The organism is Halomonas smyrnensis AAD6 (assembly GCF_000265245.1).
Classification (GTDB): domain Bacteria; phylum Pseudomonadota; class Gammaproteobacteria; order Pseudomonadales; family Halomonadaceae; genus Halomonas; species Halomonas smyrnensis.
The window spans coordinates 108858-122457 of the sequence record NZ_AJKS02000007.1 but is presented as its reverse complement, the minus strand read 5'-3'; the positions used below and the strand labels follow the sequence as shown (position 1 = coordinate 122457).

At 68.6% G+C, this 13600-nt stretch carries 15 protein-coding genes; 8 read left to right on the top strand and 7 right to left on the bottom strand.

Going from position 1 to position 13600, the window contains the following annotated elements:
* Positions 1-7 precede the first annotated feature (7 nt).
* Positions 8-286 (bottom strand): peptidylprolyl isomerase, encoded by a 279-nt coding sequence (locus tag UYS_RS0210095; RefSeq protein WP_016855385.1) that lies wholly within the window; start codon positions 284-286, stop codon positions 8-10.
* Positions 287-417: 131 nt separating this feature from the next.
* On the opposite strand from UYS_RS0210095, the gene UYS_RS0210090 reads away from it, so the two are divergent.
* Complete coding sequence (locus UYS_RS0210090; protein WP_016855384.1) at positions 418-1359, top strand: pirin family protein; 942 nt, start codon at positions 418-420, stop codon at positions 1357-1359.
* Between the two features lie 9 nt (positions 1360-1368).
* Here the strand turns inward: UYS_RS0210090 and UYS_RS0210085 are convergent, their stop codons facing one another.
* The gene (locus UYS_RS0210085) at positions 1369-2061 is read right to left on the bottom strand and encodes a DUF1826 domain-containing protein (protein ID WP_016855383.1); all 693 of its coding nucleotides are present in this window, start codon (positions 2059-2061) and stop codon (positions 1369-1371) included.
* A gap of 142 nt (positions 2062-2203) precedes the next feature.
* Here UYS_RS0210085 and zigA point away from each other — a divergent pair, with 142 nt between their 5' ends.
* Both zigA and folE2 read left to right on the top strand, forming a co-directional pair.
* Positions 2204-3457, top strand: a complete 1254-nt coding sequence (zigA, locus tag UYS_RS0210080) for a zinc metallochaperone GTPase ZigA (protein ID WP_016855382.1) — start codon at positions 2204-2206, stop codon at positions 3455-3457.
* Entirely contained in the window at positions 3457-4359 is a 903-nt protein-coding gene (gene folE2, locus UYS_RS0210075; RefSeq protein ID WP_016855381.1) for a GTP cyclohydrolase FolE2, read from the top strand. Before zigA ends, folE2 begins: the two co-directional genes overlap by 1 nt.
* A gap of 21 nt (positions 4360-4380) precedes the next feature.
* Here folE2 and UYS_RS0210070 read toward each other — a convergent pair whose 3' ends face one another.
* Positions 4381-5199, bottom strand: a complete 819-nt coding sequence (locus UYS_RS0210070; protein WP_016855380.1) for a metal ABC transporter permease — start codon at positions 5197-5199, stop codon at positions 4381-4383.
* The gene (locus UYS_RS0210065) at positions 5199-5915 is read right to left on the bottom strand and encodes a metal ABC transporter ATP-binding protein (RefSeq protein ID WP_016855379.1); all 717 of its coding nucleotides are present in this window, start codon (positions 5913-5915) and stop codon (positions 5199-5201) included. Before UYS_RS0210065 ends, UYS_RS0210070 begins: the two co-directional genes overlap by 1 nt.
* A gap of 123 nt (positions 5916-6038) precedes the next feature.
* Here UYS_RS0210065 and UYS_RS0210060 point away from each other — a divergent pair, with 123 nt between their 5' ends.
* On the top strand, positions 6039-7079 hold the full coding sequence (locus UYS_RS0210060) for a zinc ABC transporter substrate-binding protein (protein ID WP_026068473.1): 1041 nt from the start codon (positions 6039-6041) through the stop codon (positions 7077-7079).
* A 271-nt stretch (positions 7080-7350) separates the two neighbouring features.
* The gene (locus UYS_RS0210055) at positions 7351-7821 is read left to right on the top strand and encodes a GFA family protein (RefSeq protein WP_016855377.1); all 471 of its coding nucleotides are present in this window, start codon (positions 7351-7353) and stop codon (positions 7819-7821) included.
* 130 nt (positions 7822-7951) lie between these two features.
* Here UYS_RS0210055 and nhaD read toward each other — a convergent pair whose 3' ends face one another.
* A complete protein-coding gene (gene nhaD / locus UYS_RS0210050; RefSeq protein ID WP_026068472.1) occupies positions 7952-9436 on the bottom strand; it encodes a sodium:proton antiporter NhaD in 1485 nt (494 codons plus the stop codon).
* A 312-nt stretch (positions 9437-9748) separates the two neighbouring features.
* Between nhaD and UYS_RS0210045 the strand changes: the two genes are divergently transcribed.
* The 3 genes from UYS_RS0210045 (at position 9749) to UYS_RS0210035 (ending at position 12474) form a co-directional block, all read left to right on the top strand.
* Positions 9749-10711: a YbgA family protein gene (locus UYS_RS0210045; RefSeq protein ID WP_016855375.1), complete on the top strand. Its 963-nt coding sequence runs from the start codon at positions 9749-9751 to the stop codon at positions 10709-10711.
* Positions 10701-11900 (top strand): methyltransferase, encoded by a 1200-nt coding sequence (locus UYS_RS0210040; RefSeq protein WP_016855374.1) that lies wholly within the window; start codon positions 10701-10703, stop codon positions 11898-11900. Before UYS_RS0210045 ends, UYS_RS0210040 begins: the two co-directional genes overlap by 11 nt.
* Before the next feature lie 97 nt (positions 11901-11997).
* Positions 11998-12474, top strand: a complete 477-nt coding sequence (locus tag UYS_RS0210035; RefSeq protein ID WP_026068471.1) for a GNAT family N-acetyltransferase — start codon at positions 11998-12000, stop codon at positions 12472-12474.
* A gap of 79 nt (positions 12475-12553) precedes the next feature.
* Here the strand turns inward: UYS_RS0210035 and UYS_RS0210030 are convergent, their stop codons facing one another.
* A complete protein-coding gene (locus tag UYS_RS0210030; protein WP_016855372.1) occupies positions 12554-13024 on the bottom strand; it encodes an aminoacyl-tRNA deacylase in 471 nt (156 codons plus the stop codon).
* 103 nt (positions 13025-13127) lie between these two features.
* Positions 13128-13574: a secondary thiamine-phosphate synthase enzyme YjbQ gene (locus UYS_RS0210025; protein WP_016855371.1), complete on the bottom strand. Its 447-nt coding sequence runs from the start codon at positions 13572-13574 to the stop codon at positions 13128-13130.
* Positions 13575-13600 lie beyond the last annotated feature (26 nt).

The window sequence follows — 13600 nt, the reverse complement described above, 5'->3', positions numbered from 1 at the left end:
CAGCCACTCAGCCGCGGCTGGTGACTTCCAGCAGGTGATAGCCGAACTGGGTCTTCACCGGGCCCTGGACCTGGTTCAGGTCGGCGGAGAACACCACCTTGTCGAACTCCGGCACCATCTGGCCGGGGCCGAAGCTGCCGAGCTCGCCGCCCTGGCGGCCGGACGGGCACTGGGAGTGTTCACGGGCGACCTCGGCGAAGTCGCGGCCGCCTTCGATCTCGGCCTTGAGGGCCAGGCACTGTTCTTCGCTGGGGACGAGGATATGGCGAGCGGTGGCCTGAGTCATGGGAATCTCCTTCGCGGATGGGATAGGCTCTGAACGAGCGGGGAGAATAGCACGCCGCCTGGCTGGCGGGGCCACGTTCTGCACCATATGCTCAGCACGAGGCATCGTCATCTCTTCAGGAGGCCGCGTCCATGAGCACCCAGATTCAGGATACCGAGCCGGCATCGTCGCTGGACTGCCCGGTCGTCGACGGCAAGCGCCAGATCCAGCACGTGTCGCCGCGCACCGCCGATGTGGGCGGCATTCCGGTCAATCGGGTGCTGCCGTCCCGGCATCGCCGCCTGATCGGCGCCTGGTGCTTCCTCGATCATGCCGGCCCCAGCGTCTTCAAGGGAGACGCCGACGGCCTGCGGGTCGGTCCCCATCCGCACATCGGCCTGCAGACCTTCACCTGGATGATCGAGGGCGAGGTGCTGCACCGCGACAGCCTCGGCAACCATCAGGTGATCCGCCCCGGCCAGGTCAACCTGATGACCGCCGGGCGCGGCATCAGCCACACCGAGGAGTCGGTGCCCGGCGAGACCCGCCTGCATGCCGCCCAGCTGTGGATCGCCCTGCCCGAGGCCGACCGACGCACCGACCCGCGCTTCGATCACTATCCGACCCTGCCGGCCTGGGAGGCGCAGGGCGCCGACGTCACCCTGCTGATCGGCGAGTTCGCCGGCCGCCGCGCGCCGACGCTGGCCTTTTCCGAGCTGGTCGGGCTGGACCTGGCCTGCCGGAAGGCGAGCGACGTCGAGCTCCCTCTCCGCCGGGACTTCGAGTATGGCGTGCTGTCGCTGGAAGGGGAGATCGGCGTCGAAGGGGAGGCGTTCGCGCCCAACGAGCTGGCCTACCTGGGGCGTGGACGCGACGCCGTCAGCCTGTCACTGCCCGCCGGCGGCCGTGCCCTCTTGGTCGGCGGCGAGCCGCTGGGCGAAGAGATCCTGATCTGGTGGAACTTCGTCGGCCACGGCAAGGCCGAGATCGCCGAGGCCCAGCGCGACTGGGAGGCGGGCGCCGAGCGCTTCGGTCGCATTCCCGACGACGACGGCGACCGCCTGATGCCGCCGCCGCTGCCCTGGAAGGTGTGACGCTTAACCTCAGCCGGGATCGATGGTCAGCAGCAGCCGTGGCTGCCCCTCCGCCAGGACCGGACTGCGGTGCACCAGGCCGTGCGACTCGTTGCCGATCCAGCCGCTGCCCTTGAGCAGCGCCACATCGCCGGATTCCAGCCGGCGGATGGCGCCGTCGTCGCGCACGATCTCCGGCTTGGCGGCGTTCGGCGCCCCGAGCCCGGCGCGATTCACCGCCGCTTCCGGCAGCCATTCGCTGCCCGGGCCCAGATAGGTCGTGACCATCCTCACCGGCAGATTGTCGCAGTGGAAGCGCGGGCACATGGGCGCGTCCAGCAGCCGCAATCGCAGGCCCACCGTGTCGGTATCGAACAGGAAGGCCATGGCCTCGGCCAGGATCACGACGTCCTCCACCAGGGCGACGGACGCCGCGGGCGCGGCCAGGGTCTCGAACAGCGCGGTGCGCAGCTCGACGCCGGGCGCACCGCGCCAGTTGAACGACAGCGGACGCCCGGCTTCCGCCTGGGCCAGGGCGCCGGCCAGCAGGTCGCTGCCGACCGGGCGACGCATCACGGCCAGCGTGATGGCGTCCTCGAAGATGCGCGGCAGCACCTCGATGCCGCCGCCCTCCGCCCAGTGAGGCGTCGAGAGCGGGCGTGGCGCCAGGGCGGTGGCGTCGGGGCAGGGCAGGGGCGCGGGAAATAGCGAGGATGGCGGCATGGGCATCTCCGTCGTGAAGCGGCTCGGGGCTCGGGTCTTCTTGCCGGTTTGTTATGTTATAACGTATCCTGTATGGCCTGGAAAGCCACGCTCTCCCAGGAGCGGGCGACGACCGTGGCCATCAGGCAACAAGGAGACATCGATGAGCGAGCCTCATCCCCTGCCCGTGACCGTGCTGTCCGGGTTTCTGGGCGCCGGCAAGACGACGCTGCTCAACCATATCCTGGCCAATCGCGAGGGGCGTCGGGTGGCGGTCATCGTCAACGACATGAGCGAGGTCAACATCGACGCGGCCCTGCTGCGGCAGGACGAGAGCAGCGGCGAGCCGGTCCCCGACATCGCGGTCAACCGCGCCGAGCAGCGCCTGGTCGAGATGAGCAACGGCTGCATCTGCTGCACGCTGCGCGAGGACCTGCTGATCGAGGTGGCACGCCTGGCCCGCGAGGAACGCTTCGACCAGCTGGTCATCGAGTCCACGGGCATCTCCGAGCCGCTGCCGGTGGCCGAGACCTTCACCTTCGAGGACGAGAACGGCGAGAGCCTGTCGCGACTGGCGCGCCTGGATACCCTGGTCACCGTGGTCGACGGCGCCAACTTCCTTGCCCAGTACCGCGAGGCCCAGACGCTGGCCGAGGCCGGTGAGAGCCTGGGCGAGGACGACGAGCGCAACGTCGCCGACCTGCTGGTCGACCAGATCGAGTTCTGCGATGTGCTGCTGATCAGCAAGGCCGACCTGATCGACGAGCGGCAGCGCGCCGAGCTCGAGGCGGTGCTGCGAAGCCTCAATCCCGAGGCGCGGATCCTGGCCATGTCCCAGGGGGCGGTCCCGCTGGAAGAGGTGCTGGATACCGGCCGTTTCAGCTTCGAGCGGGCCCAGCGGGCACCGGGCTGGCTCCGGGAGATGCGGGGCGAGCACGTGCCGGAAACCGAGGAATACGGCATCGCCAGCTTCGCCTATCGGGCGCGGCGGCCCTTCCATCCGCAGAAGTTCCATGAGCTGCTGAATGCCGACTGGTTCGGCGAGCGGTTGCTGCGCTCCAAGGGCTTCTTCTGGCTGGCCTCGCGCCCGCGCCTCGCCGGCCAGTGGAGCCAGGCCGGCGGCATCGCCCACTACGGCTTCGCCGGCCTGTTCTGGAAGGCCGTGCCCGAGGTCGACTGGCCGACGGATCCCGGCTACCTCGAGGCGATCGATCAGGTCTGGGAGGAGCCCTTCGGCGACATGCGCCAGGAGCTGGTGTTCATCGGCCAGGGCATGGACGAGACGCGCATGCGCGAGGCCCTGGACGGCTGCCTGCTCGATGATGAGACCCTGCTGGCCGGTCACGACGTCTGGCGCGCGTTGCCCGATCCCTTCGCCGACTTCGCGCCCGCCAAGCTCGACGCCGAGGAGGCCTGATGACAACGCCGCTGATGGATATCGCCGATGGTACCGCCGATCAGCCGGGACGCCTGTCCTGGGTCGGCATGGAAGGCATCGATCTGCCGCTGACGCTGGCGGGCCGACCGGTCCAGGCACGCGCTCATGCCGGCGTCAGCCTGGACGCCGCCGAGGCGCGTGGCATTCACATGTCGCGGCTCTACCTGGCCCTCGAGCATCTGGTCGACCGGGAGATCACCCCCGGGCGGCTCCAGGAGGTGCTGGCCAACTTCCTCGACAGCCATCACGGGCTCTCGCGCGAGGCCTTCCTCGATCTGGAAGGCGAGGCCATGCTGCGCCGGCCGGCGCTGGTCAGCCCGCTGGCGGGGTGGAAGGCCTATCCCTTCGCGCTGCGCGGCCGGCTCGGGCCGGACGGCTTCGCGCTGAGGCTGTCGCTCGAGATCGGCTACTCCTCGACCTGCCCCTGCTCGGCGGGGCTGGCGCGGCAGCTGATCCAGGAGCAGTTCGACCGCGACTTCGAGGACGAGACGGCACTCGACCGCGAGGCGGTGCGCCGCTGGCTCGGCAGCGAGCAGGGCATCGTCGCCACGCCGCACAGTCAGCGCAGCCGCGCGCATCTCGAGCTGAGGCTGGATGACGGGGGCGAGACTCTGCCGCTGGTCGAGGTCGTCGAGCGGGCGGAAGCCAGCCTCGGCACCGCGCTGCAGACGGCGGTCAAGCGCGTCGACGAGCAGGCCTTCGCCCTGGCCAACGGTCAGAACCTGATGTTCTGCGAGGACGCCGCCCGACGGCTGGACCGGGCCCTGCGCGAGCAGCCCGGTGTGGCCGGCTTTCGCCTGCGGGTGGTGCACGCCGAGAGCCTGCACGCCCACGACGCCGTGGCGCGCAGCCAGTGGAACTGGCCCGAGGCCGACAGCTGAGGCCCTTCCCGCGGGGCGGGCCTAGCGCTCGGAGCGTGCCGGCCGGGAGCGGACGCGACACGCACCGGCCAGGCTCGTGCACAGAAACAGCAGCGTGGCGATGCAGACGATGGTGGGGCCGGTAGGGGTATCGAACCGATAGGCGGCCACGAGGCCGCCGTTGGCCGAGAGGACGCCGATCGCCGCCGCGGCCATCGCCATGCGCTCCGGCGTGCGGCTGAACGGTCGGGCGGTGGCCGCGGGAATGATCAGCAGCGCCGCGATCAGCAGCACGCCCACCACCTTGATGGCGACGGCTACCACCAGCGCCAGCGACAGCGTCAGCACCAGCTGCTCGCGCTTCGGGTTGATCCCGGCGGCATGGGCGAGGTCCGGGTTCAGGGTCGAGGTCAAAAGCGCCGGCCAGCGCCAGCTGAGCAGGCCCAGCACCATCAGCGCACCGCCCCAGATGATGGCGAGATCCTGACGGCTCACGGCGAGGATGTCGCCGACCAGGTAGCCCATCAGGTCGATGCGCACGCCAGAGACGAAGGACACCGCCACCAGCCCGAAGGCCAGTGCCGCGTGAGCGGTGACGCCGAGCAGCGTATCCATGGCATAGCCCCGTCCGCTCAGCAGCGACACGGCCAGCGCCATCAGCAGCGAGACCGCCAGCACCCCGGCGAACAGGGAGGTGGACAGGACCAGGGAAAGGGCGACGCCGAGGATGGCCGCGTGGGCGGTGGCATCGCCGAAATAGGCCATGCGCCGCCACACCACGAAGCAGCCGAGCGGTGCGGCCGCCAGGGCGACGCCGGTGCCGCCGAGGGCGGCGCGAACGAGGAAGTCATCGAGCATCATCAGGAAAGCGCCTCCTCGGGCGCGTGATCGTGGCGATAGAAGGCGACGGCATCGCGCTCGTCGACGCCGAGCAGGTCGCGATAGGCCGATGAGCCGGCCACCGTGTCGGGCGGTCCCTGACAGCAGATCCGGCCGTTCAGGCACACCACGCGGTCCGATGCACGCATGACCACATGCAGCTCATGGCTGACCATCAGCACTCCGCAGCCCAGCTCCCGTTTCACCCGGGCGAGCTGGCGGTAGAACTCCGCGGTGCCGCGGTGATCGAGCCCCTGATTGGCCTCGTCGAGAATCAGCAGGTCCGGGGAGGTCAGCAGGGCACGGGCCAGCAGCACGCGCTGGAACTGACCGCCCGAGAGGCCGGCCATCTGCCTGTCGGCAAGCCCGGCCGCATCGGCCTGCTCCAGTGCGCGCCGCACGGCGTCGCTGGAGTGGCGCTGGGGCAGGGCCATGAAGCGAGCCACGGTCATGGGCAGGGTGGGATCGATGTGCAGCCGCTGTGGCACATAGCCGATGGACAGCGAGGCATCGTGAGACACCCGTCCCTGGCTGGGGGCCAGGGCGCCGATGATCACGCGCAGCAGGGTGGTCTTCCCTGAGCCGTTCGGCCCGACGATGGTGACCAGCTCGTTCTGTTCCAGGGACAGGTCGATGCCTTCCAGGATGATATTGCCACGTCGGGTGACGCCGACGTCGCTCAGAGTCAGTAGCGGCATGGGGGGCTCCAGCAGGGCGTCGTCGCTCTGGCACAGGCCGAATCGATTCGGGGCTTGCTAAAAATGTTATGATATAACATTTTATTCGGGGTCCGAAAGAGCCCCTCACCAGGAGACCCTCCCATGCCCCTGAAGCCCCGTTCATTATTGCTCTCGTTGCTGGCCGTTCCGGGCCTTGCGGCGGCCGATGTCCCGCGTGTCGCGGTGGACATTCCCCCCGTTCAGTCGCTTGCCGCCCAGGTCATGGGCGACCTCGGAACGCCGGCGCTGGTCATCCAGCCCGGCGCGTCCCCTCATGGCTATTCCCTGCGGCCCTCGGAAGCCGCGACGCTCGACCGGGCCGACGTGGTGTTCTGGGTCGGCGATGCGTTGACGCCCTGGCTGGCGAACTCGTTGAGCAGCCTGGCCGCCGACGCGACCACGGTCGAGCTGCTGGATGCCCCCGGGCTGGTGCGCCATGACGTCCGCGAGGGCGCGACCTTCGCCGCCCATGACCATGATCATAGCGAGGATCATGCTCACGACCACGACCACGACCACGACCACGACCACGACCACGACCACGACCACGACCACGACCACGACCACGACCACGACCACGACCACGCGGACACGCATGAGGCCGCCCATCAGCACCACCATGACGGTCTGGATCCGCACGCCTGGCTGGATCCGCGCAATGCCCAGGCGTGGTTGACGCTCATGGCCGATACGCTGGCCGAGGCGGATCCCGAACATGCCGAGACCTATCGCGACAATGCGCAGGAGGCACGGGCGGCGCTGGATGACCTGATCGCGGACGTGGAGCGGCGCCTCGAGGCGGCCGGCGAGCCACGCTTCATCGTCTTCCACGATGCCTATCAGTACTTCGAACGCCGCTTCGGCGTGCCGGCGGCCGGGGCGATCTCGCTGGGAGATGCCTCGGACCCGAGCCCGGCCCGGATTCGCCGCGTGCAGGAGCAGGTCTCGGCGCTCGATGTGCAGTGCGTGTTTACCGAACCGCAGTTCAATCCGGACCTGGTGCGCAGCGTGTTCGGGGATCTGCCCGTCGATACCTCGGAGAGCATCGATCCGCTGGGCATCGGCCACGAGCCGGGCCCGGGCCTCTATGCCGGCGTCATCGAGGACCTGGCCGATGGTCTGTCGCGGTGTGCGGCGCCCTGACCCGCGTGGCCTGGCGTTCGGGGGGGGAGCGGTCGGCGCGTCAGCCGCACGCGGCCAAACGCCCCCGCTCGATGCGGCGACGCGACGTAGGTGACGCGACGTAGGCGACACCGGTCCGGGTTGGCATTGAGCCACGCGGGCTCCCATAGGCCGGGCCTGCCCGGCCGATGGCCGTTCCGGGCGTCATCTTCGATCAGGTGTCGACTAGTCTGGAGGGCAGGGTTGAATACCAGAGCTGAATGCCAGAGCTGAATGTCCAAGGAGCGACACCATGCAACTCGAGGGGTCCTGTCACTGCGGCGCGATCCGCTTCCGCGTGCAAGCGCCGCATCCCTATCCGTTCAATCGCTGCTACTGCTCGATCTGCCGCAAGACCGCGGGCGGGGGCGGCTACGCCATCAATCTCGGCGCGCTGGCCGAGACGCTTGAGGTCGAGGGAGCCGAGCACGAGACGGTCTATCACGCCGTGATCGACGGCGAGCAAAGCCCGGGCGAGCGGCACTTCTGCTCACGCTGCGGCAGCGCGCTGTGGGTGTTCGATCCGCGCTGGCCCGAGCTCGTCCATCCCTTCGCCTCGGCGATCGACGGCGACCTGCCACTGCCGCCCGAACGCGTGCACCTGATGCTTGGCAGCAGTGCGAGCTGGGTGGAGATCGAGGCGGGGCCCGATGATCGCTGCTTCGACGGCTATCCGGACGAGAGCCTCGCCGACTGGCATCGGCGACTGGGGCTGGAGCGCTGAATGCCGCGCCACGGTGAGGAGAGCGGCGCGCGGCAACGCCGCTGACGCCTGCGACAACACCACGTGCGGCGGGCCGAGGCCCGCCGCACCTGGTCTATCGTGCCGATGTCGCCCCGAGGGCGGGCCTCCGTCAGTGGAAGACGCTGAAGCTGTCGGCGTTGAGCCACAGGTGCGTGAGCACGCTGGCCACGTAGCCCAGGGCGATGACCGGTGCCCAGCGCATGTGGGCGGCGAAGGTGTAGATGCCGCGGGCCTGGCCCATCAGCGCCACCCCGGCGGCGGAGCCCACCGAGAGCAGGCTGCCGCCCACGCCGGCGGTCAGGGTGATCAGCAGCCAGTTGCCCATCGACATGTCGGGGTCCATGGAGATCACCGCGAACATCACCGGGATGTTGTCGACCACCGCCGAGATCACGCCCAGCACCACGTTGGCCCAGGTCGGGTCCCAGCCGGCGTAGAGGGCATCGGACAGCAGGCCCAGATAGCCCATGAAGCCCAGGCCGCCGACGCACATCACCACGCCGTAGAAGAACAGCAGGGTATCCCACTCCGAGCGGGCGATCCGGGTGAAGACGTCGAACGGCACCACGCTGCCCAGCGACTCGAGCTTGCGCCAGTCGCCGCGCTGGCTGTAGCGGGTGCGCTTGCGTTCCAGCGAACGCGGCAGGCTGCGACGCAGGTAGTAGCCGAAGAACTGCAGGTAACCGAGCCCGGTCATCATGCCCAGCACCGGCGGCAGATGCAGCAGGGTGTGGCACAGCACCGAGATCACCACGGTCAGCAGGAACAGGCAGACGATGCGCCGCGCGCCGCGCTTGAGCCAGATGTGCTCCTCCAGCGGGCTCGGCTTCTCGTTCTGGATGAACAGGCTCATCATCATCGCCGGAATCAGGAAGTTCACCAGCGACGGCACCAGCAGGGCGAAGAACTCCTGGAACTCGACGAGCTTGGCCTGCCAGACCATCAGCGTGGTGATGTCGCCGAAGGGGCTGAAGGCGCCGCCGGCGTTGGAGGCCACCACGATGTTGATGCAGGCCAGGTTGATGAAGGCCTTGTCGCCCTCGGCGACCTTGGTGACCACGGCGCACATCAGCAGCGCCGTGGTCAGGTTGTCGGCCACCGGCGAGATCACGAACGACAGCAGGCCGGTCATCCAGAACAGGGTGCGGTAGCTGAAGCCCTTCTCGACCATCCAGGCGCGCAGCTTGTCGAACACGCGGCGCTCTTCCATGGCGTTGACATAGGTCATCGCCACCAGCAGGAACAGCAGCAGCTCGGTGTATTCCAGCAGGGTTTCCTTGAAGGCGTGTTCGGCGGCATCCGGCAGGCCTTCCTGGACGTAGACCCAACCGATCAACGTCCAGATAAGGCCAGCCGCGACCAGCACGGGCTTCGACTTGCGCATGTGCAGCTTTTCCTCGGCCATGACCAGCGCATAGGCGAGGATGAACAGCGTGACGGCAATGAAGCCGCTCAGCGTATAGGTCAGATCGAGCTCACCGGCGCCGGCGGCCAGCACCTGGGGGCTGAACAGCAGCAGTGCCGCGAGCACGAGAAAACCTGGCCACCGGTCGTGTTGCCGGGGCCAGTGTTGCGGTCGACATCTTGTCAGCATGGCGAATGCATCCTGGGATTGGAGGGAGGAGGGAAAAAATCGCGCGTAATTCTACTACAAGGGCCGTCGTATCACTATGTGCCGGCGGCCCGTAGAGCGTGCTCATGGCATCGACGTTAGGTGAATGCCGAGCGCGGAATGAGGGTGAGACGGTCCCTTGGCGTGGGCCATAGCCTGTCGGTCCAGGCTTAAGGGATTATTAAGAAACGTCGGCCGAGTCGCTCTGCCCGCTCGCGCTCGCGATGCGAGGGGGGCGGCGTTATCCTGTGCGGACTCACGTGTCGCATCCATTCCAGGGCAAGGAGCCTCGCCATGACGTCGCATCCGCAAGAGGGCATTCCGGTCGGTATCAGTGCCTGCCTGACCGGCCAGGAAGTGCGCTACAACGGCGGTCACAAGCGATCCCGCTACTGCCTGCAGGTGCTGGCGGAGCGCTTCGCGTTCGAGCCCTTCTGTCCGGAGCTGGCCGCCGGCCTGGGCGTGCCTCGGGAGCCGATTCGCCTGGTCGGCAAGACCGGCGAGACGCCCCGGGTCAAGGGCAGCGTCGATGAGTCGCTGGACGTCACCGAGCGCCTGGAGGAGGTCAGCGCGTCCTTCATCGAGGCGCACCGACACCTGCGCGGCTTCGTGCTGATGAAGGGCTCGCCCAGCTGCGGCCTCGAACGGGTCAAGGTCTACCATCCCAACGGCATGCCCAGTCATGCCGATTCCGGCGCCTTCGTGCGCGCCATGCGTCGCGACTATCCCGAGCTGCCGCTGGAGGAGGAGGCACGGCTCAACGACCCGGTGCTGCGCGAGAACTTCATCACCCGCGTCTACGCCCTGGACGACTGGAAGCGCAACGTCGAGCCGGTTCCCAGCCGTCACGCCCTGATCCAGTTTCACAGCCGCCAGAAGTTCCTGCTGATGGCCCACCGGGTCGAGACCTACCGCGAGCTGGGGCGCTATCTGGGCGAGGCCCACGACGTGCCGCTGGAAGACGCCATGACCCACTATCTCCAGCGCTTCATGGCGGCGCTGTCGCGGCCGGCCACCCGCAAGTCCCACGCCAATGCGCTGATGCACGTGATGGGCTATCTCAAGCGTGCGCTGGATGGCGATACCCGCCAGGATCTGCTGGCCGCGGTGGAGGAGTATCGTCTGGAGCAGGTGCCGTTGGCGGTGCCGATGCGGTTGCTCAACCACTATATCCAGCGCCACGGGTCCGACTACATTCGCGCCCAGTCCTATCTCCACCCGCATCCCTACGAGCTCGGCCTGCGCAATGCCATCTGAGCCGGCCCTGGAAGCACGCTTCACGGCGCTGACACGGCTGCTCGCCGAGGCGCAGGCGCTGTGGCGGCCGCTGCCGTTTCAGCGTCGCGAGGTGCCCTGGGGCGAGCGCGCCCCCGGGCTCGCCGAGGCACTGATGGCGCTGTCCGACGACGAGACCGACCGCCTCCAGGCAAGCCCCTTCGACGCCTCGCCGCTGGCGGCCTGGCTGCCGGTCGACGCCTTGGCCGAGGCGGTCGAGCTGCCGCGACTGGCCTCGGACGACACGGCGTTGCCGGACGCCTGGGGCGAGGGCATCGGCGCGCGCAAGTGGCGTCAGATCCAGGCCTTCGCCGGCTGCGTGGCACCGGACGACGAGGCGTCGCTGCTGGAGTGGTGTGCCGGCAAGGGTCATCTGTCGCGGACCCTGGCCCGGCGGGACGGCCGGCCGGTCACCGGTTTGGAGTGGCAGGCGTCGCTGTGCGAGGCGGGGCAGGCGCTGGCCGAGCGGCAGGGGCAGCCGGTGCGGCTGCATCGTCAGGACGTGATGGCCGAGGACGCCGGCGACTGGTTGGCCCCCGGACGGCGCGTGGCGGCGCTGCACGCCTGCGGCGACCTGCACGCCCGGCTGCTCGAGCTGGTCGCCGAGCGCGGCGCGGCGGTGACGCTGTCGCCCTGCTGCTATCACCGCACCGAGGCCGTCGACTACCGCGCGCTGTCGGCCCGGGGGCGGGCGCTGATGGCCGAACACGGCCTGACCCTGTCGCGGGAGGATCTGGCCATGGCGGTCCAGGAGACGGTCACGGCACCGCAGGGCGTGCGGCGTCATCGTCGGCGCGCCAACGCCTGGCGACAGGGCTTCGACCGCCTGCAGCGCGAGGTCCGCGGCCGCGATGAATACCTTCCCGTACCCAGTTGCGCCTACGGCAGGCTTCCCGACGACTTCGCCGGCTTCTGCCGCTGGGCGGCCGACAGCAAGGGTGTCACACTGCCCGACGTGGTGGACTGGGCGTCCTTCGAGGCCGCCGGCTGGCAACGCCAGACCGAGGTCGAACGCCTGGAGCTGGTGCGGCATCTGTTTCGTCGGCCGCTCGAGGTCTGGCTGGTGCTCGACCGTGCCTGGCGACTGGTCGAAGCCGGGCAGCGGGTGCGCCTCGGGACCTTCTGCGAACGCGAGCTGACGCCGCGCAACCTGCTGCTCGAGACGTGCTGAGTCGTCGAGCCTCGGGCTGTGAACCACGAGAACCCATCGACCCGCCGTGAATAACATCGAGACCGACAAGAAAGCCAAGACCGACGAGGAAGTTCTCATGTCCGATCACTCCTTTCTGATCCGCCCGCTTCAGATGAGCGACAAGCCGGAATGGGCACGCCTGTGGCAGGACTATCTCGCCTTCTACGACACCGAACTTCCCGAGGCCGTCTACGATCACACCTTCGAGCGGCTGCTGGCGCTGGGGGAGAGCGAGCCCAGCGGTTTCGTGGCGGAAGTGATGGATGCCACGGGCAGCGAGACGCCCGTGCTCGCGGGGCTCGTGCATTATCTCTATCACGCGCACTGCTGGAAGCTGGGGCCCGTCTGCTATCTCCAGGACCTGTTCGTCGACCCTTGCCATCGCGGCCGGGGAGCGGGCCGCCAGCTGATCGAGCGCACCTGTCACCAGGCCGGCGAGGACGGCGTCACGGACATCTACTGGATGACCCAGGAATTCAACGAGCCGGCACGCCGTCTCTATGACCGGGTCGGTGCGCTGACGCCCTTCATCAAGTACGTCCGCAGCGCCTGAGCGAGCGCGCTGCCCGAGCCAACGTGAATCGGCCACGCCCCTTGGGGGCGTGGCCGATTGTCGTGTCGCGCGAGCCGACTCAGTGGGGGCGACTGAAGGCGCCGTGTGGGCTGTCGGCCATCAGGCGGTCGAACGCGTTGCCGCTCATGTGCACCAGCGTCTCGTGGTCGCCGGCATCGAAGTAGATGTCGGGCTGGTGACGAAGCTGGTCATCGAGATAGACCTTCAGGCCGTAGGCCTGACCCACGGCGATGGCCGCGCCGGGGTCGCAGTCGTCGAACTCGCGCTGGATCTCCTCCTCGGAGGCGAGTTCGAGGTGCTCGTGGAACAACCGTGAGAGTTTGTCCAGGTCCGCATCCCGGGTGCTGGGCACCACGGCGACGCGATATCCCTGATCGCCGTGCAGCATGACGGCCTTGGCCATCTGGTTGCCGCCGACGTGGGACATCTCGGCGATGCGGCTGGTGGAAACCGCGTGTGGGTGGGTGACCTCCTCGTACTCGATGTCGCAGGCGCGGAGGTACTCCCTGATCGTCATCGGCATGGCCATGACGTGCACTCCTTCGGCCTCGCAGGCCGAGCCATCGATTGCCGCGCCTCCCTGCCTGGCAGGCGTGTCTTCCTGACTTCAAGCATAGTCCGTCGCGTCCGGATCATCCCGCGGAGGGCGGCTGGCGGGGGCGACCATTGAGGGTGGCCATGATGCGCCGGCGGCCACCGTGGTCGCGATGTTCGCCGAGATAGAGCCCCTGCCAGGTGCCCAGCGCCAGTCGACCGTCGCGCACCGCCAGGGTCAGCTGGGTGCCGAGCAGGCTGGCCGCCACGTGAGCGGGCATGTCGTCCGGCCCCTCGATGGTGTGCCTGAAATAGGGCAGATCGCCCGGTACCAGGTCGCGCAGGAAGGCGTCCAGGTCGTGGCGCACGTCCGGGTCGGCGTTCTCGTTGAGGGTCAGCGAGGCCGAGGTGTGCAGCAGCTGAAGATGCAGCAGGCCGACCTCGAGCTCCCCCAGGCCGGGCAGGGCGTGCGTGATCTCGTCGGTGATCAGGTGGAAGCCCCGTTCGCGCGGGGCGAGGCGAATTTCCTGCTGGTCCCAGGACATGATGATCTCCCTTGGCGTGGCGGGCG

What these genes read in the sequence shown, in the direction of transcription:
- UYS_RS0210095 (WP_016855385.1), bottom strand. Translation starts at nt 286, where the DNA reads ATGACTCAGGCCACCGCTCGCCATATCCTCGTCCCCAGCGAAGAACAG.
- UYS_RS0210070 (WP_016855380.1), bottom strand. Translation starts at nt 5,199, where the DNA reads ATGATGCTCGATGACTTCCTCGTTCGCGCCGCCCTCGGCGGCACCGGC.
- UYS_RS0210045 (WP_016855375.1), top strand. Translation starts at nt 9,749, where the DNA reads ATGACGTCGCATCCGCAAGAGGGCATTCCGGTCGGTATCAGTGCCTGC.
- UYS_RS0210030 (WP_016855372.1), bottom strand. Translation starts at nt 13,024, where the DNA reads ATGGCCATGCCGATGACGATCAGGGAGTACCTCCGCGCCTGCGACATC.
- UYS_RS0210035 (WP_026068471.1), top strand. Translation starts at nt 11,998, where the DNA reads ATGTCCGATCACTCCTTTCTGATCCGCCCGCTTCAGATGAGCGACAAG.
- UYS_RS0210090 (WP_016855384.1), top strand. Translation starts at nt 418, where the DNA reads ATGAGCACCCAGATTCAGGATACCGAGCCGGCATCGTCGCTGGACTGC.
- UYS_RS0210055 (WP_016855377.1), top strand. Translation starts at nt 7,351, where the DNA reads ATGCAACTCGAGGGGTCCTGTCACTGCGGCGCGATCCGCTTCCGCGTG.
- UYS_RS0210040 (WP_016855374.1), top strand. Translation starts at nt 10,701, where the DNA reads ATGCCATCTGAGCCGGCCCTGGAAGCACGCTTCACGGCGCTGACACGG.
- UYS_RS0210060 (WP_026068473.1), top strand. Translation starts at nt 6,039, where the DNA reads ATGCCCCTGAAGCCCCGTTCATTATTGCTCTCGTTGCTGGCCGTTCCG.
- folE2 (WP_016855381.1), top strand. Translation starts at nt 3,457, where the DNA reads ATGACAACGCCGCTGATGGATATCGCCGATGGTACCGCCGATCAGCCG.
- UYS_RS0210025 (WP_016855371.1), bottom strand. Translation starts at nt 13,574, where the DNA reads ATGTCCTGGGACCAGCAGGAAATTCGCCTCGCCCCGCGCGAACGGGGC.
- UYS_RS0210085 (WP_016855383.1), bottom strand. Translation starts at nt 2,061, where the DNA reads ATGCCGCCATCCTCGCTATTTCCCGCGCCCCTGCCCTGCCCCGACGCC.
- UYS_RS0210065 (WP_016855379.1), bottom strand. Translation starts at nt 5,915, where the DNA reads ATGCCGCTACTGACTCTGAGCGACGTCGGCGTCACCCGACGTGGCAAT.
- zigA (WP_016855382.1), top strand. Translation starts at nt 2,204, where the DNA reads ATGAGCGAGCCTCATCCCCTGCCCGTGACCGTGCTGTCCGGGTTTCTG.
- nhaD (WP_026068472.1), bottom strand. Translation starts at nt 9,436, where the DNA reads ATGCTGACAAGATGTCGACCGCAACACTGGCCCCGGCAACACGACCGG.